This is a genomic window from Cryobacterium sp. TMT1-19, assembly GCF_004403055.1.
Lineage (GTDB): Bacteria > Actinomycetota > Actinomycetes > Actinomycetales > Microbacteriaceae > Cryobacterium > Cryobacterium sandaracinum.
This window is the reverse complement of the sequence record NZ_SOHB01000028.1, coordinates 36,218-59,085: the sequence shown is the minus strand read 5'-3', so window position 1 is coordinate 59,085 and position 22,868 is coordinate 36,218. Positions and strand designations below refer to the sequence as shown.

At 63.8% G+C, this 22,868-nt stretch carries 21 protein-coding genes and 2 tRNA genes; 15 read left to right on the top strand and 8 right to left on the bottom strand.

Going from position 1 to position 22,868, the window contains the following annotated elements:
- The 6 genes from E3T40_RS07315 to E3T40_RS07290 all read left to right on the top strand — a co-directional run bounded on the left by E3T40_RS07315 (position 1) and on the right by E3T40_RS07290 (position 5,773).
- Positions 1–1,077: an ABC transporter permease gene (locus tag E3T40_RS07315; protein ID WP_104169692.1), complete on the top strand. Its 1,077-nt coding sequence runs from the start codon at positions 1–3 to the stop codon at positions 1,075–1,077.
- A complete protein-coding gene (locus E3T40_RS07310) occupies positions 1,074–2,762 on the top strand; it encodes an ABC transporter ATP-binding protein (RefSeq protein ID WP_104169693.1) in 1,689 nt (562 codons plus the stop codon). Before E3T40_RS07315 ends, E3T40_RS07310 begins: the two co-directional genes overlap by 4 nt.
- A gap of 4 nt (positions 2,763–2,766) precedes the next feature.
- Positions 2,767–3,678 carry an ATP-binding cassette domain-containing protein gene (locus E3T40_RS07305; protein WP_104194229.1) on the top strand — a complete coding sequence of 304 codons (912 nt, stop codon included), beginning with the start codon at positions 2,767–2,769 and terminating at the stop codon, positions 3,676–3,678.
- Positions 3,662–4,669: a D-isomer specific 2-hydroxyacid dehydrogenase family protein gene (locus tag E3T40_RS07300; RefSeq protein WP_104169695.1), complete on the top strand. Its 1,008-nt coding sequence runs from the start codon at positions 3,662–3,664 to the stop codon at positions 4,667–4,669. The genes E3T40_RS07305 and E3T40_RS07300 overlap by 17 nt, the downstream gene beginning before the upstream one ends.
- Before the next feature lie 64 nt (positions 4,670–4,733).
- Positions 4,734–4,806 (top strand) — tRNA-Asn (locus E3T40_RS07295).
- An 88-nt stretch (positions 4,807–4,894) separates the two neighbouring features.
- A complete protein-coding gene (locus tag E3T40_RS07290; protein ID WP_134543035.1) occupies positions 4,895–5,773 on the top strand; it encodes a sensor histidine kinase in 879 nt (292 codons plus the stop codon).
- Between the two features lie 40 nt (positions 5,774–5,813).
- Here E3T40_RS07290 and def read toward each other — a convergent pair whose 3' ends face one another.
- Positions 5,814–6,380 (bottom strand): peptide deformylase, encoded by a 567-nt coding sequence (gene def, locus E3T40_RS07285; RefSeq protein ID WP_104169697.1) that lies wholly within the window; start codon positions 6,378–6,380, stop codon positions 5,814–5,816.
- A 41-nt stretch (positions 6,381–6,421) separates the two neighbouring features.
- Here def and E3T40_RS07280 point away from each other — a divergent pair, with 41 nt between their 5' ends.
- The 4 genes from E3T40_RS07280 (at position 6,422) to E3T40_RS07265 (ending at position 12,839) form a co-directional block, all read left to right on the top strand.
- Positions 6,422–7,336 carry a DMT family transporter gene (locus E3T40_RS07280; protein WP_104169698.1) on the top strand — a complete coding sequence of 305 codons (915 nt, stop codon included), beginning with the start codon at positions 6,422–6,424 and terminating at the stop codon, positions 7,334–7,336.
- Positions 7,337–7,519: 183 nt separating this feature from the next.
- Positions 7,520–8,764: a glycosyltransferase gene (locus E3T40_RS07275; RefSeq protein WP_370287891.1), complete on the top strand. Its 1,245-nt coding sequence runs from the start codon at positions 7,520–7,522 to the stop codon at positions 8,762–8,764.
- 99 nt (positions 8,765–8,863) lie between these two features.
- A tRNA-Ile gene (locus tag E3T40_RS07270) sits at positions 8,864–8,937 on the top strand.
- Between the two features lie 629 nt (positions 8,938–9,566).
- On the top strand, positions 9,567–12,839 hold the full coding sequence (locus E3T40_RS07265; RefSeq protein WP_134543033.1) for a hypothetical protein: 3,273 nt from the start codon (positions 9,567–9,569) through the stop codon (positions 12,837–12,839).
- Positions 12,840–13,055: 216 nt separating this feature from the next.
- Here the strand turns inward: E3T40_RS07265 and E3T40_RS07260 are convergent, their stop codons facing one another.
- On the bottom strand, positions 13,056–13,556 hold the full coding sequence (locus tag E3T40_RS07260) for a hypothetical protein (protein ID WP_134543032.1): 501 nt from the start codon (positions 13,554–13,556) through the stop codon (positions 13,056–13,058).
- 59 nt (positions 13,557–13,615) lie between these two features.
- On the opposite strand from E3T40_RS07260, the gene E3T40_RS07255 reads away from it, so the two are divergent.
- From E3T40_RS07255 to E3T40_RS07240, 4 genes are all read left to right on the top strand, one after another.
- A complete protein-coding gene (locus E3T40_RS07255) occupies positions 13,616–14,410 on the top strand; it encodes a hypothetical protein (protein ID WP_134543031.1) in 795 nt (264 codons plus the stop codon).
- A gap of 67 nt (positions 14,411–14,477) precedes the next feature.
- Positions 14,478–14,810 (top strand): hypothetical protein, encoded by a 333-nt coding sequence (locus E3T40_RS07250; protein WP_134543030.1) that lies wholly within the window; start codon positions 14,478–14,480, stop codon positions 14,808–14,810.
- A 296-nt stretch (positions 14,811–15,106) separates the two neighbouring features.
- Complete coding sequence (locus tag E3T40_RS07245) at positions 15,107–15,367, top strand: hypothetical protein (protein WP_134543029.1); 261 nt, start codon at positions 15,107–15,109, stop codon at positions 15,365–15,367.
- Between the two features lie 780 nt (positions 15,368–16,147).
- A complete protein-coding gene (locus E3T40_RS07240) occupies positions 16,148–16,489 on the top strand; it encodes a hypothetical protein (RefSeq protein ID WP_134543028.1) in 342 nt (113 codons plus the stop codon).
- Positions 16,490–16,530: 41 nt separating this feature from the next.
- On the opposite strand, the gene E3T40_RS07235 is transcribed toward E3T40_RS07240, so the two are convergent.
- Positions 16,531–17,019, bottom strand: coding sequence for a GNAT family N-acetyltransferase (locus E3T40_RS07235; protein ID WP_134543027.1), 489 nt, complete (start codon positions 17,017–17,019; stop codon positions 16,531–16,533).
- A 224-nt stretch (positions 17,020–17,243) separates the two neighbouring features.
- Positions 17,244–18,665, bottom strand: coding sequence for a HEPN domain-containing protein (locus E3T40_RS07230; protein WP_134543026.1), 1,422 nt, complete (start codon positions 18,663–18,665; stop codon positions 17,244–17,246).
- A 129-nt stretch (positions 18,666–18,794) separates the two neighbouring features.
- Between E3T40_RS07230 and E3T40_RS07225 the strand changes: the two genes are divergently transcribed.
- Positions 18,795–19,370, top strand: a complete 576-nt coding sequence (locus E3T40_RS07225) for a hypothetical protein (RefSeq protein ID WP_134543025.1) — start codon at positions 18,795–18,797, stop codon at positions 19,368–19,370.
- A gap of 257 nt (positions 19,371–19,627) precedes the next feature.
- On the opposite strand, the gene E3T40_RS07220 is transcribed toward E3T40_RS07225, so the two are convergent.
- The 4 genes from E3T40_RS07220 to E3T40_RS07205 form a co-directional block, all read right to left on the bottom strand.
- Positions 19,628–20,602: an NAD-dependent epimerase/dehydratase family protein gene (locus E3T40_RS07220; protein WP_134543024.1), complete on the bottom strand. Its 975-nt coding sequence runs from the start codon at positions 20,600–20,602 to the stop codon at positions 19,628–19,630.
- Positions 20,603–20,851: 249 nt separating this feature from the next.
- Complete coding sequence (locus E3T40_RS07215; protein WP_134543023.1) at positions 20,852–21,865, bottom strand: CoA transferase; 1,014 nt, start codon at positions 21,863–21,865, stop codon at positions 20,852–20,854.
- A 2-nt stretch (positions 21,866–21,867) separates the two neighbouring features.
- A complete protein-coding gene (locus E3T40_RS07210; RefSeq protein ID WP_134543022.1) occupies positions 21,868–22,257 on the bottom strand; it encodes a hypothetical protein in 390 nt (129 codons plus the stop codon).
- A 260-nt stretch (positions 22,258–22,517) separates the two neighbouring features.
- Complete coding sequence (locus tag E3T40_RS07205; protein WP_134543021.1) at positions 22,518–22,868, bottom strand: GntR family transcriptional regulator; 351 nt, start codon at positions 22,866–22,868, stop codon at positions 22,518–22,520.

Below are 22,868 nucleotides of genomic sequence, written 5' to 3'. Positions count from 1 at the left end.
ATGAGTGACGCCACCGTGATCTCCGCCCGGCAGAAGCGCAGCGTCTGGTCCCGCCTCCCCGTCGTGCACCAGCTCAGGCAGAGCATCGGACTCCAGCGCGGGATGCTGATCGCCGGCCTGGTGATCACCACTCTCTTCGTGCTGACCGCCATTTTCGCCCCCGTGCTCGCGCCCTACGGCTTCAGCCAACTGCGCGACGCCAACGGCGCCTTCGGAGCCCAGCAGCCGCCCGGGGGCGCGCATCCGCTGGGCACCACCGTCAGCGGCTACGACGTGCTCTCCCGGGTGCTGTGGGGTGCCCAGACCGCCCTGTTCGTGATCATTGTGGCCGTCCTGCTGTCGATCTTCGCCGGGGTGTTCCTCGGGCTGGTGTCGGGCTATTTCGGCGGCTGGCTCGACCGGATCCTGGTGGTCGTCTCCGACGCCGTCTACGCGTTCCCGTCGCTGCTTCTCGCCATCGTGATGTCGATCGTCATCTCCGGGGGCAAGTCCAACCTGATCGGCGGTGTGCTGGCGGCGGCGATCTCGATCACCGTGGTCTTCATCCCGCAGTACTTCCGGGTGATCCGCGCCGAAACGGTGCGGATCAAGGCGGAGGCCTACGTGGAATCCGCACGCGTGCTGGGTGCCGGCAGCGGCCGGATCATGTTCCGGCACGTGTTCCGCAATGCCACCCGCACCCTTCCGCTGATCTTCACCCTGAACTCGTCGGAGGCCATCCTGACCCTCGCGGGCCTCGGCTTCCTCGGGTTCGGCATTGAACCGACGGCCGCCTCCGAGTGGGGCTACGACCTCAACAAGGCCCTCTCGGACGTCACCAGCGGCATCTGGTGGACGTCACTGTTCCCCGGCCTGGCCATCGTGCTCGTCGTGCTCGGCATTACGCTGGTCGGCGAAAGCCTCAACGACCTGGCCGATCCCCGCCTGCGCGGACGCCGCGCAGTCGGCCAGTCGGCCGGGATCGTCGCGCAGACCTCGGTCGTTCCCGGTGGCACCCTCGTCGCCGGCTCCGGCGGGCTCGACGGACTGGAAGGCGCCGCAACCCATCCCACCGAAGGACTCGAGGAGCGACCATGACCGACGTGCTCACCATCACCGATCTGGGCATTTCGTTCGCGACCGACGCCGGAGCCGTTCGGGCCGTTGACGGCGTCACCCTGCGGGTCGCTCCCGGCGAGGTCCTGGCCATCGTCGGCGAGAGCGGGAGCGGCAAGACCGTCACCGCCAAGACCATCCTCGGGCTGCTGCCGGAGACGGCGACCGCCTCCGGGGCCGTCATCCTCAGCAGCAAGGATGGCTCGAGCGAGAGCAACGTCATCGCGCTCAGCACAGCCCAGCTGCGGCAGGTTCGCGGCACCGACGTCTCCATGGTGTTCCAAGAACCCTCGACCGCGCTGAACCCCGTCTTCACGGTGGGTTGGCAAATCATGGAGGGCATCCGCGCGCACGGCCAGTTCAGTCGCAAGGAAGCCCGCAAGAAGGCCATCGAGATCCTCGGGCGGGTCGGTATCCCCGACGCGGAAACCCGCGTCGACTACTACCCGCACCAGTTCTCCGGCGGCCAGAAGCAGCGCGTCGTGATCGCCATGGCCCTGGTGCTCGACCCCGGCCTGATCGTCGCCGACGAGCCGACCACGGCGCTCGACGTGACCGTGCAGGCCGAGATCCTGGACTTACTGCGCCGCTGCCGCGACGAATTCGGCACGGCGATCGTGCTCATCACCCACAACATGGGCGTGGTCGCAGACCTCGCCGACCGGGTTGCGGTGATGTACCAGGGCAAGGTCGTCGAAGAGGCGGATGCCCAAACCCTCTTCCGCTCGCCGCAGAACGACTACACGAAGAAGCTGCTCGCCGCCGTGCCTCACGTGGGCCAGGGGGTCGTGCACGCCGCCGCCCGTGCCACGGCCCGCGCGGCCGACTGGGAGCAGCAGGCGCCGGTCGTCGTCGCCGACCAGCTCCGAATCGAATACCCCGGCCGGCTCGGCCGGTCCGGTTTCACCGCCGTCGACGGCGTGAGCTTCCTGATCCGGCCCGGTGAGGTTCTCGGTCTGGTGGGGGAAAGCGGTTCCGGCAAGACTACGATCGGGCGGGCCATCGCCGGCCTGACCCGGGTGACCGGTGGCTCCCTGACCGTGATGGGCCACGAGATGAACGGGTTCAAGGAGCGTGCGTTCCGGAAGTTCCGCAGCGACATCGGGTTCGTCTTCCAAGACCCGGCGTCGAGTTTCAACCCGCTGCTGACCATCGCCGACTGCGTCGCTGAACCGCTGGTGGTGCACGGTCGGGCGAAGAACGCCGCCCACGCTCGCCCGCGGGTCAACGAGCTCCTCGAGGCCGTGCAGCTGCCGCGTGCCTACGGCGACCGTTACCCGCACGAGCTGAGCGGCGGCCAGCGCCAGCGCGCGAGCCTGGCGCGGGCGCTCGCCCTGGAGCCGCCACTGCTGATCGCCGACGAGCCCACCAGCGCTCTCGACGTCTCCGTGCAGGCGCGGGTGCTGGAGCTGTTCGCCGAACTCCAGCGGGAGTTCGGCTTTGCCGCGCTGTTCATCAGTCATGACCTGGCTGTCGTCGACCTCGTCGCGGACCGGATCGCGGTGCTGTACCGAGGAAAACTGGTCGAGGAGGGCACCAGCGCCGAGGTTCTCGGTGCACCCAAGGATCCCTACACCCAGCGGCTCCTGGCCTCCCTGCCCGTGCCGGACCCGGCCGAGCAGGCCCTGCGCCGGGAGGGACTGCGCCGGCTGCGTGAGGCAGGATAGACACATGATCCGCGGCGCCGCACCGACAAGTCCGACCAGTCCGATCTCCACCAGTGACCTGACGGTCGAGTACCCGCCCCACGGTGCCAGCGGCGCATTCACGGCCGTGCGTGGCCTTACCCTGCAGATCGGGGCCGGCGAGGTGCTCGGACTGCTCGGGCAGAGCGGTTCGGGCAAGAGCACGCTGGCCCGGGTTCTGTCGGGCGCCGCGTTCAGCCACGGCGGCGGAGGCACCGGCGACGTTCGACCAGAGATCACCGGGGGAGAGGCGACGGTGCTCGGGTACCGGCTCCGCGGCATCCGTCGGCGCAAGCTGGCCCGGCTCACCTTCGGGGTAGGGCACCTCGCCCAGGATGCCGCCGACACGCTGCCCTCGACTCTGACGGTGGCGGAGATCGTGTCCGAGCCCGTGCTCGACCGAGACCGGCGCTACGACCGGCACATCCTCGACGAGCAAGTGGCGACCATGGTCGACGCGGTGCGGCTTCCGTTGTCGGTGCTCACCAAATTCCCCTACGAGCTGAGCAATGGTCAGCGTCAGCGGGTGGCGCTGGCCCGGGCGCTGGTATTCGGGCCGTCGGTCCTGATCGCGGACGAGCCGACGGCCGGCGTCGATGCCACCGTCCGGGACGCCGTGGTCGACCTGATCGGCGAGCTGCAGCGCGAGCGGGCCTTCTCGGCGCTGGTGATCAGTTCCGACCTCAGCGTGCTTCGCCGGGTCGCGGACCGAATCGCCGTGCTGCACCAGGGCGTGCTGGTGGGGCTGGGCACGATTGACGAGGTGTTCGACGACCCGTGGCATCCGTATGTCGCCGGCCTGGCTGCGGCTCTGATGGGGGAGGCGCCGGACGAGGAGAACGACGACGACAACTACGACTACGAGAGTGAATCCGACGAACATGTCATCGAAAACTGAATCCGTGCAACACCAGGCCGTTCTCACCGACGAGGTCACGCCCCTTCCGGCGCACCGACGACCGGCCCCCGGTCCGATCACCATCCTGCCGCGGCCGGAACCGGCCTTCTCCCGGGCGGTCGAGGCTGCCGGGGGAACCGTGACGGAGCTCTCCGACGAGACCCGCGGACTGATCTGGCTGGACTACGGCCGGGCCGACGAGCTGCGCGCCACCCTGCACGCGCATCCCGGCATCGGGTGGGTGCAGCTCCCCTGGGCGGGCGTCGACGCCTTCAGCGGGGTGCTGGCCGGCCTGGACCGCCCGGACCTTCTCTGGACCAGCGCGAAGGGCGCGTACGCGCAGCCCGTCGCCGAACACGCCCTGGCTCTCACCCTGGCGCTGTTGCGGGTGCTGCCGAAGCGCGCTCGGGCCGAGGGCTGGAGCAATCTGTCCGAGGGGCGCTCGCTCTACGGCCTCAACGTGACCATCATCGGCGCTGGTGGGATCGCCCGTGAGCTGATCCGCCTGCTCGCGCCGTTCGGCACCCACGTCACAGTGGTGCGCCGCAGCACCGAGCCGGTGCCCGGTGCGGCTCAGACGGTGGTGACGGACGCCCTCTCCGGCGTTCTCCAGACCAGCGACGTCGTCGTCGTGGCGGCTGCGCTCACGGGCGGCACGCGCCACCTGATCGGCCGGGCCGAACTCGAGCTGATGCGGCCCGAGACCGTGCTCGTCAACATCGCCCGCGGCCCGCTCGTCGACACGGACGCTCTGGTGGCAGCTCTGGCCGCAGGAACCATCGCCGGCGCGGCCCTCGACGTGACGGATCCGGAGCCGCTGCCGCAGGGGCATCCGCTCTGGGCCGAGGCGCGGTGCTTGATCACGCCGCATTCGGCCGACACGCCCGAGATGACCGCCCCGCTCCTGGCCGAGCGGATTCGCCTGAATGTGGGTGCCTTCCTTGCGGATGGGCGGTACGTCGGGGTCGTTGACCCTCGAATCGGCTACTGACGGTTCACGCCGATTTGGCAGATCACCAACTTTTGATAAAGTGGCAGAGCTGTTCAAGCGACATTCCTCGATAGCTCAATTGGCAGAGCAGCGCACTGTTAATGCGCAGGTTCTTGGTTCGAGTCCAAGTCGGGGAGCGAAAGGCCACCAAGGGCTCCACCCCTGGTGGCCTTTTTTGTATCCCGTTCACTTCCGTGCGACGCGGTCGCAGAAAAGGCGGCATCCGTGGAGTCCTGGCTTACCGTGAGCACCGTTCTGGCCGTGCTCGTCGTCGGGCTGCTCGCCCTCTGGCTGGTCACCCTTGTCCGGGCCCGGCGCGTGGTCTTCGACCGCACGGCGGCCGAACGGCTGCGCATTGACCTGCAACTGTCTCTTGCCGAACAACAGGGCCGGCTCGGCATCATCCGGGATCTGCAGGACGTGGCCGTGCTGTCCGTCGCGCGGCTGATCACCCGTGCCGAAGGTGCCCGCTACACGGCCGAGAGCGACCCGTCCAGCGCCGTGCGGGTGGCGACGGCATTGGTCGACGACGGCCGGGTGGCGCTGGCCGACATGCGCCGCGTACTGACGATCGTGCGCGAGGGTGAATCTGTCGCCGCCGCCCAGCCGGGCCTGCAATCGGCGAACGACCTGTTCCGGGTCATGCGTGACGCGGGCGTCACCGTGGTCTTCACCGAGTCAGGCGAGCGGTTCCCGCTCAAGCCGGGCGCCGAACTGGCCGTCTTCCGTATCCTGCAGAGCGCGCTGGCCAACACTCTCACCCATGGCGGACGAGGCACGGAGGCTCGGGTCACGATCACGTGGACTCAGGACGGGCTGCAGCTGCTGGTCGCGGATGACGGCATCCGTGCGGTGGCTCGCCGGGACAGTGCCGACGCCGCCGACTTCGCCGCGCGCACGAAGTACACGATCGACGACGACCTCAAGGCACTGAGTGCGAACGTAGCCGGGGCAGGCATCACCCAGATGCGCGAGCGCACCGCGATGTTCGGTGGCATTTTCAACGCCGGGACCGTGCCCGGCGTCGGGTTCACGGTCACGGCCATCTTCCCGTCATTGCGCTTCCACAACGGCATCCACGGAGTGGACCTCGACTGCAGCTGACTCTTTCGCCGGGCCAGCGGATCAGGCCGGGCCTACCTGGTCAATCTTCAAGGTTGTCGACGCCGGGCATCCAGCTGAGCCCGGGCGTGCCCCAGCCACGCTTGCGGGTCACCTTGAAGGCGATCTTGGCGTAGAAGTGCTCGAGGCGATCCACGTACAGGGTGCCATCGAGGTGGTCGTACTCGTGCTGGAAGATGCGGGCCAGCCAGTCTTCGGCGTGAATCTCGAAGGGCTTCTGCTCAAGGTCCACCGCGCGCAGGATGGCAGAGGGGGAGCGTAGCAGCGGGAAGCGTTCGCCCGGATAAGACAGGCAGCCCTCGACGTCCTCGTCCTCGTCGGCCTCGCCCGAGGGAACCGGGGTGATCCACAGTTCCGGGTTGATGGCCGCGCCACGCCACAGGTGGTCGTCGTCATCGAGGTAGTTGTAGGTGAAGAGCCGGAGCGGCACTCCCACCTGCGGCGCCGCCAGACCGACGCCGGGCGCGGCATCCATTGTCTCGAACATGTCCCGCACGAGTTCATGCAGATCGTCGTCGAAATCAGTGACGGGGAGGGCGGAGAAGTGGAGAACGGGATCTCCTGAAATTACTATCGCACGAACGGCCATTCTTCAAGGATAACGGGCCGGTTCTCGATAGGCTCGTTCGAGTGAACCCCGACCTGACCGACCTGGCTGCGGAAATCGCAATCAATCCGCGTCAGGCCATCGGGATTCCGCTCGCCCTGGTGGGTGCCGTGTTCCTGTCGCTGGGAGCTCAATTCCAGCATCGCGGCGTCACGAAGGTCGAGGCCAAAACGGCTGTGGTCACCGGCGGACTCAACCCGCGCCAGTTGATGCTGCTGCTCGGTCGGCCTTCCTGGGTCTTCGGCACGATAATGCTCGGGCTGGCGATCGTTTTCCAGCTCTCCAGTCTGGCCTTCGCCCCCATCATCATGGTTCAGCCGCTCGGCGCCGTCGCCCTCGTGATCACGTCCATCCTGAACTCCCGCATCACCCGGGTCCCCGTCAACCGCGCGTCGAAGATCGCGATCGCGATGTGCGTCGGCGGCGTGGCCCTTTTCGTCACCGTGGCCGCGTTCACCGCCGTGGACAAACCAGTCACCGACGGCAACCTGATCACGATCCTGATCGTGCTCGGCGTCGTGTTGTCCCTCTTCGGCGTCGCGTTCCTCAAGCTGCGTACCCGGTTCAAGGCGATGTTCTACATTGTCGGCGCCGGGGTGCTCTACGGGTTCGTCGCGACGCTGGCCAAGGTCGTCATCAACCGAACCCAGAACGGCAACTTCGAGTGGCTGACCCTGACCTGCGTCATCGGGCTTTTGCTGGCGTCGGTGCTCGGCGCCTACTTCGTGCAAAACGCTTACGCGTCCGGCCCGCCGGACCTGGTCATCGCCGGACTCACCGTGATCGATCCGCTGATCGCCGTCGGCATCGGCATCGTCGTTCTGGGCGAGATCGAACAGGCTCCGCCGTGGGCGGCTGTCGCCTTCCTCGTCGCGGGTGTCGTCGCCATCGTCGGGGTCTTCCTGTTGGCCCGGTATCACCCTCTCGCCGACGACTGACGGCGCTCCAAGCACTCCGTTCGGCGTCCGCGTGGGCGCGCCGCCCCCGGTATGGCTGTTGCAGCACCGGTTTAGAATAGGGTTCTAGAAGACCTCGTCAGCGTGCGCGCCGTCGAAAACATGATTTCTCGCCGGATGACGAACTCCGGCTCACTTACGTTGGGACAGTGTCTTTTGTCAGATTTGACCGATTTGCCGAGCGAGTCGTCCCCCCGCGAGCCGGCGAAGAAGCCTCTCCGCATCCTGATCGCGGCGGACACCTTTGCCCCCGACGTGAACGGCGCGGCCCGGTTCGCCGAGCGTCTTGCCGCCGGGATGGTGGCCCGCGGGCACGAAGTGCACATCATGGCTCCAGCCGCGTCACGCAAGTTCGGCACTTGGACCGAGGTGCATGAAGGCCAGCCGATGGTCGTGCACCGTCTGCAGAGCTGGCGCTGGTACCCGCACGATTGGCTGCGGTACGCCCTGCCGTGGTTCATTCCGCGAGAGACCCGGAAAATCCTTGATACGGTCAAGCCGGATGTCGTCCACTTCCAGTCCCACATCAACGTGGGTCGTGCCGTCACGATCGAGGCAGCGAAGCGGGGCATCCGCATTATCGGCACGAACCACTTCATGCCCGAGAACATGCTGGAATTCACCCTGGTCCCAAAGGGCCTGCACGATCGCCTCATCAAGGCCGCTTGGCGGGCTGCGAGGCGTACCTACGGCCGGGCGGAAGCGGTCACCACCCCGACCCTGCGAGCCGCCCAGTTCCTGGAGCGCTACACCGGCCTCGAGGGCGTGCTGGCAATTTCATGCGGCATCGACGCCCACAACTACTCGCCGACTTTCGCGCCACGCACCGAGAACCGCATCCTTTTCGTTGGCCGCGTGACCGGCGAGAAACAGATCGACGTGCTGCTGCGGGCCGTGGTCCTGCTCTCGCCCGACCTCGATGTGAAGGTGGAGATCGTCGGTGGCGGCGACCAGAAGCGCAACCTCGAACATCTGTCGCAGACGCTCGGACTCAGTGGTCGGGTCACGTTCACGGGTTATGTGACGGATGCCGAACTGGCGACCGCCTACACCCGCGCGACGGTGTTCGCGATGCCGTCGATCGCGGAGTTGCAGAGCATCGCGACTATGGAGGCGATGGCGTCTGGATTGCCGATCGTGGCCGCCAACGCCATGGCGCTCCCACACCTCGTGCACGATGGCCAGAACGGCTACCTGTTCGAGCCCGGAAACGCTCAGGACCTCGCCGACAAGCTCACGACAGTTCTGACGGCCGCACCCGACGACCTGAACGCGCTCAAAAACAGCTCCCTCCGGCTCATCGGTGTGCACGACATCAACCGCACCCTGAACACGTTTGAGTGCCTGTATCGCGGGGAACCGGTTATCGACGCGGTCACCTCCGACGCGGCCGCCCGCGGCGCGGAGTAGGCGGGCGAGCCCGCCTTTCGAGCCTGTATCGTTGAATCCAGTGATCCACCCGATCACCACAGAATCGGTCGCACACTCGTCAGAGCAGTCGCGTCGATTGGGGCGGTAGCTCAGCTGGTCAGAGCAGCGGACTCATAATCCGTCGGTCCTGGGTTCAAGTCCCAGCCGCCCTACTTCAAAATAGCCGCTGATCAGTATTTTATTGATATTGCAAAGGTCTTTCGCCTTGTCGAGTTACACCCGCCTCCGCTCTAGACTCCGGTCTAGGTTTGAGCTCCGCGCAAAACTCGGTTGCGCGTCCCGTCGTTTAGGATACGCAATGGACGTCCAGTGTCTCCGAGGCTTAGGGTCGGCCAATAAGACTGCCGACGAAGCTATGGATCAGTGATACCGATTGACCACAGGGTCATCGGCCAGTGGAGGCTGATCAAGTTGGTGGAGATGGTCCAGCAGTCTTCACGGGCGAGCTATCCGGCGACTGCTGCCCACCGCAGGTCCCTGATGTCGGCACCGTAAGTGACTCGCAGTTGCCTGGAGAGCTCAATCGAGGGGGGGGGGGGGCTGCGTTGGTGCTCCAAGCCTGCTGGAGGTCGGTTCTTTCAACACGGCCGGGCACCCGGCAAGTGCGTTGTAGTACTACCGATACCTACGCACTTTCTGGTCACTCGCGGACTGGGCGGCGGCTCGACGCACCGCCGGCGCCGAACATGTTTTAGGGATGCGGACGATAGCGTTGGCACATGCTGGTAGCGCCGATGACCCAGGACCTGCGCCTATCGTGGCGTCGACTGAGCGTTCCCGAGTGGCGGCCGTTCTCGCGGGAACACTCGTGAGCCTCACGGAGCACCTGGGGGATTCCGGCTCGCCCGTCCGCGCGTACATCGACGGGATCTCGCCGATCCTGTTAGCTCTCAAGAGCGGGACTGACGGGGCGCGTACAGTGGCCGACGTGTTGGGCCTAATCGAGCTCGCGGCGAGCAGCGCGATCGTGCCACCCCTTCCGGGAGTGGATGTCGCACGGGCGGGAACGGCCGTCGACTTCCGTGTGCGAATCGCGCTCGGTGGATTTGATGCTCATGACTCAGCTGCAGCCCTTGGCGTCGCTCAGTTGTCCCTGCATCAGGGTGAAGTCGAGAACGGCTCTCACCGGGCCCAGATCCTCACTGAGGCGTTCGACGTGGCAGTGCAGATCCTCGAGAGCGTCGCGGGCGAAGCCGACCTCGACCGAGCGGCTCTTCTGCTCGCCCACTGTGAGCAGATATATCGAGGCGGAGTCGAGGTGCTGAATGGAGCTGTCGGGAAGGCCTGCGATCTGGCTGCCGACGGCCAGGAGTTCGCGGACTGCCTCGATACGGCCTCTCTGGCAGACCTTCGTTCGATGATGGAGTCCAATAGCTCCCAGATCGATCTATGGCGTGAGCAGATAGCCCACGGTGACCGTTTCGAGCCGAACCCTGCGTTCGTGGGCTCAGTGCTCGTCGGCGGCGCGGATGCCGACTGGCTCGTCGGGGACGTACTCATCGATAGCAAGGCGTACGCGGAACTAACTGTTCGGAAGCTGCGCGACTTTCTCCGGCAGCTCCTCGGCTACGTCATGCTCGACCTCGACGACTCCCTGCGCATCCGGTCCGTAGGTGTGTGGCTCCCGAGGCAGGGCCTAACGAGGACGTGGGAGCTCGAGACGCTGCTCGGCGGCGACCCTGAGGAGCGACTGCCTGTGCTGCGGCTGGGGTTTGAGGAAGCTGCAGGCGGTCAGCAGATCGGGATCCGCGTCCCGGTCACTGAGCTACGCAAGCTTCAGATCCTCGCCGACAACAAGCACACACCGCCCCAAATGCTCATCGACTTGGCTCGGAATATAGACGCTGGCATCCGCTTCCGCATCGGGCGCAACGCGATGACCCCTGAGGAAACGATGCGGGAACTAGCGCGGGACAGGTACGCCAAGGTCCGCGAAGGCGTAGCGATGAACGAAAGCGCACCAACGGATGTGCTCGAGGTACTCTCCCGAGACAGCAGCGCAGTCGTTCGACGGGCGGTCGAAGTGAACCCACGCACTCCGGCGGTCGCACTAATGGCGTTGGGGAAGACTCCAGTCGATGGTCGTTCCAAAGAGACGCAGCTTGCCATCGTGGCCCTGAGCGCCGATGAGGCCGCTGTGCCCCTGTCCGCGGAGCGTGCAAGCGTGCGGATCTCGCAGGACCGCGATGACTCGGCCCTCGAATCGCGGTGGTTTGGGGATTTCTTGATCCTCACGAGGGGCGCCTTCCCGACTGGCACCGCCTCCCGCATTCCTCTACCTACCGCCAGTGAGTTCTGGGCCCGGAACACGGGGCGGTCGACAGACGTCCCCGACTGGCTGATTGGGGGCCTCCCCGACACGGTGAAGGACGACCTCATGCGCAAGGACCGCCCGGCGTGGGTGCGACTGACCGTCGCCCGGGACTTGCCAGTCGCGGACCCCGCAGTTCGGGACACGCTTCTCGCGGATGCCGATCCCGAGATCCGCTGGTCGGCGCTTCAGCGCACAGTCGACGCACCGGACGATGTCCTCGGCGTTCTGCTCGGCGAGCTTGCCGCTTCTCGAAAGGAGCGCATCCGCTTCCGGACGGAGGGAGACAACCGGCCGACCTGGGCGCGCAACCGCACCCCGGCCGAGCACGACAAAGAAGTCATGAAACTCGTCGCAACCCACCCTTCGACGCCTCTCTTGGCGCTCCGCGAGCTTACGGGCACGAAATCGGTCGACGTCCTCGTGGGACTCGTCGAGAACCCCTCTCTAACCACCGAGGACCTCGCTCTTCTCTTGCCGCGGCTGCGCTCGACAAGGTCCTTCGAGCCCCGCGAGCGACTGGCCGCCTCGAGCAGAATCCCCTCCGTAGCCGCGAGGTTGCTCGTCGATGACCGAGATGCCCGAGTGCGCATAGCGCTCGCGGGGAACGAAGCAGCGCCCTCTGAGGCGCTGGTCAGTCTGGCAGAGGACCAGGAACCATCCGTCCGTCTGGCCGTCGTAACGAACCCGAGCGCACCCGCCGCACTCGCCGCCTCCATCGCTGTGCCCCTCCTCAAGACGAGCACGGACGAGCAGCTGCTCGATGTGCTTGATGCGGTCGCTACACGGGACGACATTGTTGAGTTGACGGAGGAACTGCTTGAGGACGCGCTCGATAGGCTGTCCCGGAGCCGTGTACGCGACCCGGACATGCGCCGAATTGCAGCCGACGACGAACGCGCGGGCGCTCGGACCCTAGAGCGGCTCGCCAAGAGCGCCGACGAGTCCGTGCGTAGCGCCGTCGCGGGCAATTCCCGCACGCCGTCTGCGACGGCGTCCATGCTCGCTGCCGACCCGGTTTGCGAGGTACGTGCGGCCGCAGCCGGTAACGAGGCGCTGGACATCGCCCTTCTCGTCACGCTCGCATACGATGACGAACCCCGTGTGCGCGCGAGCGCCGCGAGACGCCCCCGGCTCGGCACCGCTTTGCTGGGCGAATTACTCTTGGACGACGATAGATCCGTCCGGTCAGCCGCGTTTAGGAACCCATCGACGGGCTCTGAGGATCGCGATCGCGCCAAGGCCGCCTGGGAACGTGCGTACCAGGCGTCAGCTCCGATCAGAGCCGACCTCGAGGAGATGGTCGCGAGCAGGCGCGCGGAAGTACGGATGCTGGTCGCATTCGACTCACGGACGCCCCCGGACATCCTCAGACTCCTCGGCGGGGAGCGGCGAAGCGCCCAAGTTAGGCGGGCCGTCGCGGCCAACCCGAACACGCCTGCTGACGTCCTAGCATCCCTCGCCGACGACGCTGACCCCGAGGTGCGTCAGGCGGTTGCGTTCAACGGCGCGACGCCGCAGGATGTCCTGGCCGAGCTCGCCGGCAGAAGTATCGATCTCGCTCTCTTGGTTGCGATGAATCCGGACGCGCCAATTGGGATCATCGACGCTCTCGTCGGGGACGGCGAGCCGCTCGTGGGCTACGTCGCCGCCGGAGTAATGGCGACACGCGCAGCTTTGACTGGAGGTGGATCAGAGGGTGCGTTTGCGTGTGACACAGCCACCCCGATGATCCTGCCTTGACGCTCACCTTTCCCCGTCGACCCCATCGAGCGAGTGATCCTCGAAGACTCCACAGTCTTTGACGGCTGAGCCACTCACCTGCACTCGATCTGTGGGCGACCTCGCGTCCAAGTGGAGTTGGTGGGACGTATGCGGTCAGTGTGAACGCAGACGCTTGGCGAACACGAGTACCGGCTTGCTCGTCGTCTTCCCTAGGATTTTGACCGGTCGCTCAGCTCATCCTTCCGGGGTCCCCCGAAGGAGAGCTCTCCCAGCCGCAATCGTCGAGTGGATCATCGCTGCAGTTGTGGGGATCGAGACGTCGTCGCGTCGTCGAACGATACTGATGAAGGCTCCCTCGCCATGGCCGTCGACAAGGGCCCCATGCACGAGGAAAGGCTTAAGTTCCTCCGGCTGAGGAGGAATATCAATCAACAGGAGGTCCCCATCCGGGTATTGAGTCACCTCGAGTCGGATGGCGTCGGGAGGCGGGTATAGGTGGTTGTGGAGCGCCTGCTGGTACTGACGATTCACCCTAGGGTTGGTGGGCATTGGGCATATCCGGACGATATTGTCGCCAGATCCTCGGTCTTTCGTTTCGGCTCCGACTATTACAAGGCCGCCTTCTTCGCTATTGCAGAACCGCGCAACAGCCTGGGCGAGACTCACTTTGCCGCGAAACGGGGAATCGCCTGGCGCTCGGATCCGGGTGCCGCCGAGGAACGTGAAGTGGGACATCGAGGCGTCCGATACCGATCGTGTCTGGCATCTTGGATTCCGGATGACAGGATGCAGTCATGACTGCCGCCCCCAAACTGTTCGCGCCCCCTTCGAAATACCAAGACCCAGCTTTTGTGCGCAGCATCATTACTTCTCTTTGCGAGTTGTGGGAAAAGGACGATGGCGCCGGGGGCGACTTCCGCGGGCAGCTAGATCCCGCTCGAGCTGTTGCCATTCACACCCATGCCCATCACGCGGTGAAAATGGCTCGGGCGCTCCTCGTACTCGATGACGCCACCACAGGTGCCGAAACTGTTCCCATCGTTCGCCTGATCCTCGAATGCGGGGTGACCGCCGCTTATCTACTACTGAGAGACGGGTCGGGGGGCTCGATGATCCGGAAGGGATCGGACCAGCGCAGATTGGCGCTTCGAGACATTGCTGGCCTTGGCATGGACGTCGAAGATGGCCTCCGAGAGGCAGCGGCCAAGATCGCTGAGCTGGATAGGGCCGGCGTGTCGACGGGGTGGATTTTTCAGCAACACTGCGAGTCCCTTCACGAGGGCAAGCAGCTTTACGCTCTCTACCGGGTGTTAACCTCTGAGTCCCACGCTGGGATGCGCATTGCCGATTTGTACGTCGTCAATGACGACCAGAGCCCGGTCGGGGTGGCGTTCGTGGCAGACCTTCCATACGAGGCGAAGGTTGCGTCGTTGGGGATTGCTGCTTCTATGTTGTTCCTCGCCATCAATGCGGACGAGATCGCCCGCGCCAAGCCCCGCAGGACGACGCAGCTGGGCAAGATCGCGGGACGGCTTGGGGTCAGTACTCGCATCTTGCGCGCGGATGGATCCGAGCATCCTTCTCGCTGATTATGCCTTTGCGGATCGCTGGAGCGATTCCGTCGTCTGCAGCGGCGAGACCTGCGAGACTCACCGCATGACAACCCAGACGAGTACTCAGAAACGACGGGCTGTGTCTCCGATACTCATCGGATTCGTGGGAATGATCATCGTTCCGTTCTCTGTCGTGCTCGCGACCAACTCCTGGGATGCGCCAGACGCAGCAGACTTCGTCCGGATGGCGTTTAGTACCGTAATCGCCTCCACCTTGGCGTCCGTGGCGGCTTGGTGGCTGGCGTTAAACCGGATGAAAGCGGGTCGGAGTGACCGTTACTGGTTCTGGGGCGTTGCTGGCATCGTCACTCTTTCCGCAATTGGCAGCATCTCCAGTGCTGCTGAGACTCTGTTGGTGCAATTGACCAATTCATAGATCGCCAATCCGCGGCCGGACCAAAGTTGGGCGCGGTAGCTCTGCCGGTCCTCAGCTCCCGCGTCGGAGGAAGGTTATTCATGGCTTCTCGAACATCCAGGCTCTCTCTGGTCGTACTTGTCGTGTTGGTCCTCAGCGGGTGTTCGGCTGGAGTTGGCACCGGTGATTCAGCGTCGGCTGCCGGGGGAGCGATCGAGTTGGCGGTATCGCAGACTTGCGCTGGTGGGGCGGACCCGCAATGTGTTCAGGTCAATGGCGAGAATGTTGTTTTCCCATCCTCGCTTGAGCGAGCTGGAGTGAAGGATGCCTCCATCGCCGAAGGTGAGGGGTCGGACGCGGTTGAGGTGACGTTCACCGAAGACGGGGCGGTCGTCTTTAACGCCCTCACGGTGAAGGCCGTCCAAGCCGGGGATTCGGCGCGCCTGATTATCAAGATCGGCGGGGAGATTCAGGCTGCCGTCGTGGTGATGGAGGCCATGGAGGGTGATCATGTGCAGATCAGCGTCTCTCCAGAAGACAACGCCCAGAAAATCGTAGACCTGATTCATAAAGGCTGAGAAGCGTCGGTGCATCCGGACAAATTCGGGAGAGCGTGGAGGATGAGCGGTGCTTAGCCCAGGTCGTAGGGGTGCCCAAGGGGAAAGTAAATTGAGGTCAAACGTCGATGGATAAGAAGCGAATGCAGCAATCCAACGGGGTCTTGAAGGTAGGGCCGCCAGCTTCCGGGCAACTGGCTAGGCCAGCGGCGGTGACTTACGCCTTTCTTTCGATCACGGCAGGCGCTGGTCTGGTCTTCATCGTCACGACAGGGGGACTCGTCAATGCGCCGTGGGCTACAGCGCAGGCCGTAACCATAATCTTGGTGGCCGTGAGCTTCGCCGTGGCTAGTGCGTGGTTTGTTGTGCTGCCCGTTGTAGCCGGGCTTCTTGCGACTAGGGGGCGTCGCTGGCCAGTGATCTATCTGACCGTGTTCGCAGCGACTCAGGTACTTACGCTCGGGTTGTCGCCCGTGTTGGGAGTGCTATCGTCGCTCCTCACTGTGCTCGGTTGTGTGCTGCTCTGGTTGCCAGAATCACTCGCCTATTCAAAGTCGATTTCATCTCATCGACGTGAGTTGCGCCGCTCATGACGGCTGCCAGGTCCGTTTCCTGGCCGGGCTGGGTGGACTTGTTGAGGCAGGCAACCGTGCGCGGGACGAGGACTGCCTCGGCCTGATGCAACCTGCCGGTCAAGCGATGCCAATCCGTGATCGCCACCGCGAGAGCAAACCCGGTAATTGCTAACCCTCTGTGCGCTCTGTCACATCGTGGAACCGGTGTGTCATCTAGCATGGCCACATGGGCGAGATACAGGCTGGGCAAGGCGGAGTTTTCAGCTCAAACCGCTGGCGTCGGGTGAGCGTTTCCATGGTCGTCCTCGGCGCCGTGGCTGCCGTCATCGGACTCGTGCTCCTTCTCGTGCCGAGTGACCAAGCGAGCTTCGGCTGGTTCGCCTACGCGCCGCTCAGCAACACGACGTTCTTTCCAATAGGCCTACAACTTTCGCCACGGAGTCAGATCGGGATCGCGCTGTTCATTGTCGGGCTGGCAGTGCTCGCATTCGGTGCCGGCTGGATGCTCGGTCAACGTCAAGCTGCCAGCCAGCAACGATTGCCCGATCCGGGCAGTTCAGGCAACTGAAAGGGCCCCCTCCTTCGCCCGCGAGCCCAACCTTCAGCGGGTCAAAACCTTAAGACCATCGTGTCCGAATTGCCGGCTCGTCCCGCGACCACGAATCCGTTGCTCACATATAGAGCGCGGGCTCGCTCGTTTTCATCCTCGACACTCAAGCTCAGTCCCCGGAGGCCACGATCCGCTGAGGCCCGTATGGTCCGCTCAAGAAGAACGCGGCCCACGCCCTGGCCTCGATGAGTGCTCACTACGCCCATGCCCAGCTCGGGGATGTCCTCGTCAACGAATCCATACCCAGGATCTTCGGCGGTCATGAACCTCGCCCACGCGGCACCGACCGGCTTGTCCGCCTCGTGTGCAAGGAAACCGAAATCTGAGCTCCGTTTCCAATCGGAGAGGTAGTGCCACAGGTCGGGGGTATTCATGATCGATTGCAGAGTCGCAGTCTGCCGGTCCTGGCGCCAGTTCACTGCTTCTAACAGCATCGCAGCGAGAAAATCGATGTCCTCAGTTGAAGCATCGCGGATATGCAAGGTCATGACAGTGTTCCTCAATTCAGACAAGTGGCTAGGTCGATTTGTCGACATGGATTTGCGCGCTTATCGAAGGAACATGTCTCGAGTGTTGCAGTCATTGCGCGTGACGTCCAGCCTCAAACACTCGGGTCCTACCTAGGCAATGGACGAACGCGCTGCGGGCAGGCTCGCACTCCGGTTCGGTTCTCTCCTCATAGAACGACTCCAGCGCTGCGCGAGACTAGGCGTCAGGACAACGGCTTGAAGTGGCGGATCTCGGAGGCGAGCACGCGAGCAGCGTCATCCAGCGCCTCGGCCGAAACGGGCAACTGTTCAAGGATGAGCATCACAATAATGGCGCGCGTCTCCGCGTTTACCCGATCGAGTTTGTCACTAGCGTCCCGGTGTCGTCGGTCGACGTGCGATGCCGTGTGGGCGAGCTTGTCTCGCATGTCCTTCACGCCCTCGATCCATCGCAGCCCGTCGATTCCAATGAGCTTCAGCCGATCCACTGTGACCTGGCCGACCACCTCGTTGAGGCGAGTCGTAAGCGTTGGTCTGTCGTTGCGGAGCGACTCGTGTAAAAACGCCCTGAACTCGGCGTTCTCTGGTCCGGGATAGAACTTTTTCAGTTCCTTGTCTTTTGCCGCAAGGAAGCCCTCGGGGAAGCGGGTCTGCGTTTTCCCCACCAGCCCGTGGAGATGCTCGACGACTGCGATCGCTGACGATACCGAACCTTCGAGCACGCCCCGCGAACCGTGATGGTAAGCCGTGACCACTTGTGGCGCAGGAAAGAGGTTGTCGACAATGCGCCACCATGCAGGAAAAAGGAGTTCGGTTCCAATCGTAGAAGCTGTCAGCACCATCTGACTCGGGTGCAGCCTTCGCGTCTCAGTACCGTTGAATGAGTCTCGGTGGAGCAGCGACAGCCATCGGCCTGTCATGTCAGTCGCGAGCCACTCCGCCTCGACGGGGGCACCCGTCTGGAAGGAGAATGTCAGGAGCGCTTGAAGATCGAACAGAAGAAGCTCATGGAACCGAGCGGGCGCAGCTGGGTTGCACTCGAACACGACTCGGACGTCTTCGCCGGTGTGGTCGAAGATGGCGCCCTTTGGGAATTGTTCGTCCGTCTCGACCCGATACGGGTTCTCGATTCGTACTTCCACGGTGTAGTCCGCGTCGTACTCATCCCTGTGGACACCGACAAGAGTGGCCTTCGCGAGCTGGACTTGCTGATCAGCTGGAAGGTCCCGTCGAGCAAAATCAGGAATACGTGCCCATTCCTTGAGACCGTGCAGTCGGAAGGCCGACCGTGAGAACCGGGCGCTTTGGAAGTCTTCAAGGTGAGCACCCAGGACAGCGTCGTTGAAGGTTCTACGGTGCCTCGACTGACGGTCACGTCCCACTTCAGACAGATGTTCAAAAAAGTGGTGCTGGTAGTCCCACAACGTCACCTGCTCGCCCGAATCGAGAAGGCCGTGAAGCACCTCCACCACACCGAGGCGATACACCGCTTGCCCGATCGGCGGCGACAGAAGGGTGAGCTGTGGGCTGCGATCTTTGAACCGCAGGATCCCGTAGAACGTAAGCGTTGGCTCGTCAGCTGGCCACCAAGTACCCCGATATTTCGCGGTCGGATCCCACATAGGCTGAGTGCTGTCAACGATCACATTTTGATTCTTGCAGTTCCGCGAGATGCAAGTGCTCAGGCTGGTTTGGCGCTGCCTCATATCAGCCCGGGCGTGCTTTGGACAGCCAGGTGGCGGACAGGCGTTCGACCATGGTGGTTATGTTGGATCATGACCAACGCCACGGATTCGAAGGTTCCACCTGGACCTGAAGCTCGCCTCCAAATGTTCCTGTTCTCGGTCGCGGACTACGAATCTATGAACGACCAGTTCCCTCTGCCAGAGAGTATGAACATCGGCGGCGAAAATCACGACCCCCATCGATATTGGACTCACGTACTCCATGCGTCGCTGCTCAGGAAGTTCTATTTCGGGCACGACGAGCTCAGCCTAGGGAAAATCTATGACGCGATCGATATGTGCACAGTCGACCTCATGCCCGGAATGCGTGACACTTTAGATGAGCTGCGAGTCGCCTGCGTGAATCATCGCCGGAGTACCACGGTGAGTCACGTCATCGGTAATCGCGCGCCGTCGGGCGAGGGCGCTCTAACTATCGACGACCTATACGGGCGCCATCTTCATGGGGACTATGGTCGCTGGGAACGTGTCCGTGCCAATCCGGGCGTGTTCAAGGAGAGCGCATTGCTCACGTGGAATGTCAGGGCTCGCCAATTCCTGCGGTGGACAAGCCAGGTCCTGGACATGGGGATTCGTGAAGGTTCGATATCCATTGATTGGACGTGAGTTGTTCGTGGCCACAAGAACCTGATTCACCCGAGCCAAGCGGCAGTATGTAGGCCGTCGTTCTTCGAAAGCAACGATTCACGCTGATAATCGAGGTAATGCGAGAGCATGCCAAATTCTGCACAGTTGGGTTCAGGATGCGATTCGCATTCCCTCATCCTGCCAGGGCGCGGAGAGGTGTCGCCAGGCGAACCCTCAGCGGGCCGGTGTCCAGTGCCGTGGCGGCTTGGGGCGCCAGCGGAATAGCTCTGCGCTACCTACCCTCTGAGTTCGTCGAGGAGAAGGACCTCTTCGTCTCGAGTGAGGCCTGCTCGGCGCTCCCTGCCGAGCCCTCGTGTTCGTTCGTCCGCGAGCACGTCCTCCAACGTCTCTTTCAGGTTTCTCTCGCTGCCGCCGGCGGCGAGGAAACGGCTGCGACTACGTCGGGCAAAGGCAGTGTCGCTAGTCGGAAGCCACAATGGCAAGGAGCGTGGACCAGCCCAATAGTTCACGTCGTGTGCGGTCAGCCAGTCGTCGTCGGCGGAGATGAGTTCGCCTTTGTGGCCTGCGACCTGTGCGGCACTCAGTAGGACGGTTGAGAGTTCGCGTTCGCTTCCAACGGCATTGTAAATGCCGGTGAGGTGTCGGTGTCCGGCACTGATCAACCATTCCGTTAGGTCCCGAACGTCGATGACCTGTGCGGAACGACCATGGAGATCGGGCACGAGAACGGATTCATCCGAAGCCAGGGCCAGTCGCGATACCCAATAGCTGAACCGGTCGCTCGTATCTCCTGGCCCAACGATAAGACCAGGTCTCACGATGAGAAGGCGATCGCCTACTGCCTCGGTCGTGGCACGTTCGGCGGCGACCTTTGCGTGCGCGTAGTCGTCCAGGTCGGATGGCTCGACGAGGACGGCATCTTCATCGGCTCCAGGTTCGGCGTTGCTTGCGTACACGGAGACGGAGGAGACGAGTGTCCAATGCTGAGTGCTGCCGGCCAAAGCCTTGAGCGCCCCGGCGACGAGGTCAGCATCGCAGGAAAGCTCAATGATTTCGTCCCAAGCATTACCTACGACCAGGTCGTAGGCCCCGGATGCGCGCCGATCAGAGCGGATGAACGTCACGCCCCTCGGAACTTCTCCGGATTCGCCGCGAGCAAGGCAAGTCACCTCCTCGCCCTTCGCTACTAACTGTTCGGCTAGATCTCGACCGAGCCAGGCCGTCCCGCCAAGGATGAGTGTGCGCGTCATAGCGCTCAGCTAATCGCAGTAGCCACGCGGGAAGCGCAGGGTTCGCCCTGAGCACAAAGCGTGTCGGCGACTGTCGCGGAGTGCGGCGGCGCTACCTCTGCGATCCGGACAAGTGTGAGGGCTCCTGGCACGCACTTTGCGTGAGGGGGAGTGGTTGATGCTCTCCTGCCATTTTCCGAGGAGGAACCTCCTGCGGGCGGCTTTCGCCATGCTGCACTTGCCGTTGGCGTACCTTCCGGGTGGGACTTATCACTCGCTGCTGGTGGATCGTGGTTCGGCCCATTCTGGCTGGTCTGCTCCCCACGGGCGGCCGATACACCGGTAGCGATTCGGACCGCCGCTAATGCTGATCGCCGGTGCGACACAGGTGACGGTTCCTTCTGGCGTTTCTGCGTTCACGGTGTGGATTTCGTATGGGCCGGCTTCGGTTGGCGGGGAATGAGGCTGGGCGAGCAGTTCTTGTGCGACCCGGGCCAGTGAAATGTCGACGGTCCACCCGTGCCCGTCGAGGTGCCGACGTCGAAGTGCTGACATGATCCCGGCGGCAAGTAGGTACCCGGCGGAGTGATCCAGAGCTTGGGCTGGCAGAGCACCTGGCCTGCCGGTGGCGTCTGCGTGGATCTGGGCGATGCCGCTGGCTGCCTGGACGATACTGTCGAATCCACGACGCTCGGCCCAGGGTCCGTTTTGCCCCCACGCGCTCACCCGGCCGATGACCAGCCCCGGATGGCGGTTGTGGAGTTCGACCGGCGAGAGGCCGAACTGGTCGAGGCTGTTCGGCCTGTATCCCGTGACAATAACGTCGGCATCCGTCAGTAGCTGTTCGAGGCGGTCTCGATCGGGTTTATAGCCGAGGTCAAGGAGCGCGGAACGCTTCCCTTGCCCGGTGTCGAGGTATTGCCAGGGGAGTTCCGGCATGCCAGGGCTGTCTATGCGCAGGATATCTGCCCCGAAGAAAGCGAGGCTGCGAGTGGCCACCGGCCCGGCTATGACCCGGGTCAAGTCGAGCACCCGAACGCCCTCCAGGGGCGCGTAGCTGTCGGCCGACCCCAGGCTGTGGAGGGCTAACTCTCCGCCCTGCTGCACCAGGTTGATGAAGGGTTCCGTTTCGAGGGTTTGCGCTTGAGGATGCCCTCTCCAACTACTCGGGCTGCGAACCGCGCTGATGACCGCGCCAGAGTCTGCGGCTTCATCCTCCAAATCGAGGGCGCTGCGGCGCGAAATCGCGTGAGCGACAGTCTCGGCGGTGGCGGAACCGTCCATTCTCAGAAGTGAGCGTAAAGCCGCTTCGTGGTGGGGGTAGTTGGCGTGAGTGCGAACCCAGCCGTCGCTCGAGGCAAAGAATCCGGACAGGGGAGCCCACGCCGGCGCAGGGTTCCCGTTCCACCGGAACTGTTGGTCGCTCCGGTAGGCCCCGCGACGAGTTGCGGCGCAATGTTCACCTGCGGAACATCGCTCGCTTTCGGATCGCGCATTCCCGTGCGGACAAGGTGCAGCAGCGAGGCCATGAGCTTGGTCGCTGCGATGCTGTCCGCGGCAAGATCCCCGACAGGCAATGGCGACGAAAGAGGCACCGGCCCGGACGAACGAACACGATCGGCTAGCTCCGGAAGTTCCGCCGAATCGGCGAGAAACGTGCTGAGGAAGGTGCCCATCGGTTGCCTCCCACAAGCCCTCGACCGTTCACACGTGGGCGTGAAACCAGGCGATCATCGGTGGCCCCCACTTTATCCCCACGTCACGGATTGCAATTGATGTCCTGAGGGGCCGAGCAATCACGGGAAGGAATCAAAACGGGGGGAGAGCCGGCGATAGGCCGGGCAACCAACCCTACGGGGGAGATGGTTTGCATCAGTGCGTCCAGTGTGAGGAATGCGTTGTCGGTCGTCTTTGGGATTGAACGCCGCTGGAGTTGCTAGTTTGGCCAGACCACCCGCAGCAGGCGAATGGCTTCATCCAGGGAAACACCCTCAGACGTGCTGATGACTGATAGGTGACGAGCCGCTTCGATTACGGCTCGAGGAGTGGGGCTGGCCTTCGCGCTGACGCGTGTGCTGCCACCCGCACGTGCTTCAACGTAACCATCCGTTTCCAGCGCCCGATATGCCTTGGCAACGGTCCCTGGTGCGACGCCGAGGTCACGGGCGAGTTGCCGCACGGAAGGAAGCTTTTCGCTGGCGCCCATTCGCCCTGCCGCGATCAATCCACTGATCTGTTCGCGGATCTGATCAGCGGGTGGCGTCGACCCCCGGAGTTCGATCTCCAT

What these genes read in the sequence shown, in the direction of transcription:
- def (WP_104169697.1), bottom strand. Translation starts at nt 6,380, where the DNA reads ATGGCCGTTCGTGCGATAGTAATTTCAGGAGATCCCGTTCTCCACTTC.
- E3T40_RS07225 (WP_134543025.1), top strand. Translation starts at nt 18,795, where the DNA reads ATGACCAACGCCACGGATTCGAAGGTTCCACCTGGACCTGAAGCTCGC.
- E3T40_RS07220 (WP_134543024.1), bottom strand. Translation starts at nt 20,602, where the DNA reads ATGACGCGCACACTCATCCTTGGCGGGACGGCCTGGCTCGGTCGAGAT.
- E3T40_RS07205 (WP_134543021.1), bottom strand. Translation starts at nt 22,868, where the DNA reads ATGGAGATCGAACTCCGGGGGTCGACGCCACCCGCTGATCAGATCCGC.
- E3T40_RS07310 (WP_104169693.1), top strand. Translation starts at nt 1,074, where the DNA reads ATGACCGACGTGCTCACCATCACCGATCTGGGCATTTCGTTCGCGACC.
- E3T40_RS07260 (WP_134543032.1), bottom strand. Translation starts at nt 13,556, where the DNA reads ATGTCCCACTTCACGTTCCTCGGCGGCACCCGGATCCGAGCGCCAGGC.
- E3T40_RS07235 (WP_134543027.1), bottom strand. Translation starts at nt 17,019, where the DNA reads ATGACCTTGCATATCCGCGATGCTTCAACTGAGGACATCGATTTTCTC.
- E3T40_RS07250 (WP_134543030.1), top strand. Translation starts at nt 14,478, where the DNA reads ATGACAACCCAGACGAGTACTCAGAAACGACGGGCTGTGTCTCCGATA.
- E3T40_RS07255 (WP_134543031.1), top strand. Translation starts at nt 13,616, where the DNA reads ATGACTGCCGCCCCCAAACTGTTCGCGCCCCCTTCGAAATACCAAGAC.
- E3T40_RS07210 (WP_134543022.1), bottom strand. Translation starts at nt 22,257, where the DNA reads ATGGGCACCTTCCTCAGCACGTTTCTCGCCGATTCGGCGGAACTTCCG.
- E3T40_RS07240 (WP_134543028.1), top strand. Translation starts at nt 16,148, where the DNA reads ATGGGCGAGATACAGGCTGGGCAAGGCGGAGTTTTCAGCTCAAACCGC.
- E3T40_RS07215 (WP_134543023.1), bottom strand. Translation starts at nt 21,865, where the DNA reads ATGGACGGTTCCGCCACCGCCGAGACTGTCGCTCACGCGATTTCGCGC.
- E3T40_RS07305 (WP_104194229.1), top strand. Translation starts at nt 2,767, where the DNA reads ATGATCCGCGGCGCCGCACCGACAAGTCCGACCAGTCCGATCTCCACC.
- E3T40_RS07300 (WP_104169695.1), top strand. Translation starts at nt 3,662, where the DNA reads ATGTCATCGAAAACTGAATCCGTGCAACACCAGGCCGTTCTCACCGAC.
- E3T40_RS07315 (WP_104169692.1), top strand. Translation starts at nt 1, where the DNA reads ATGAGTGACGCCACCGTGATCTCCGCCCGGCAGAAGCGCAGCGTCTGG.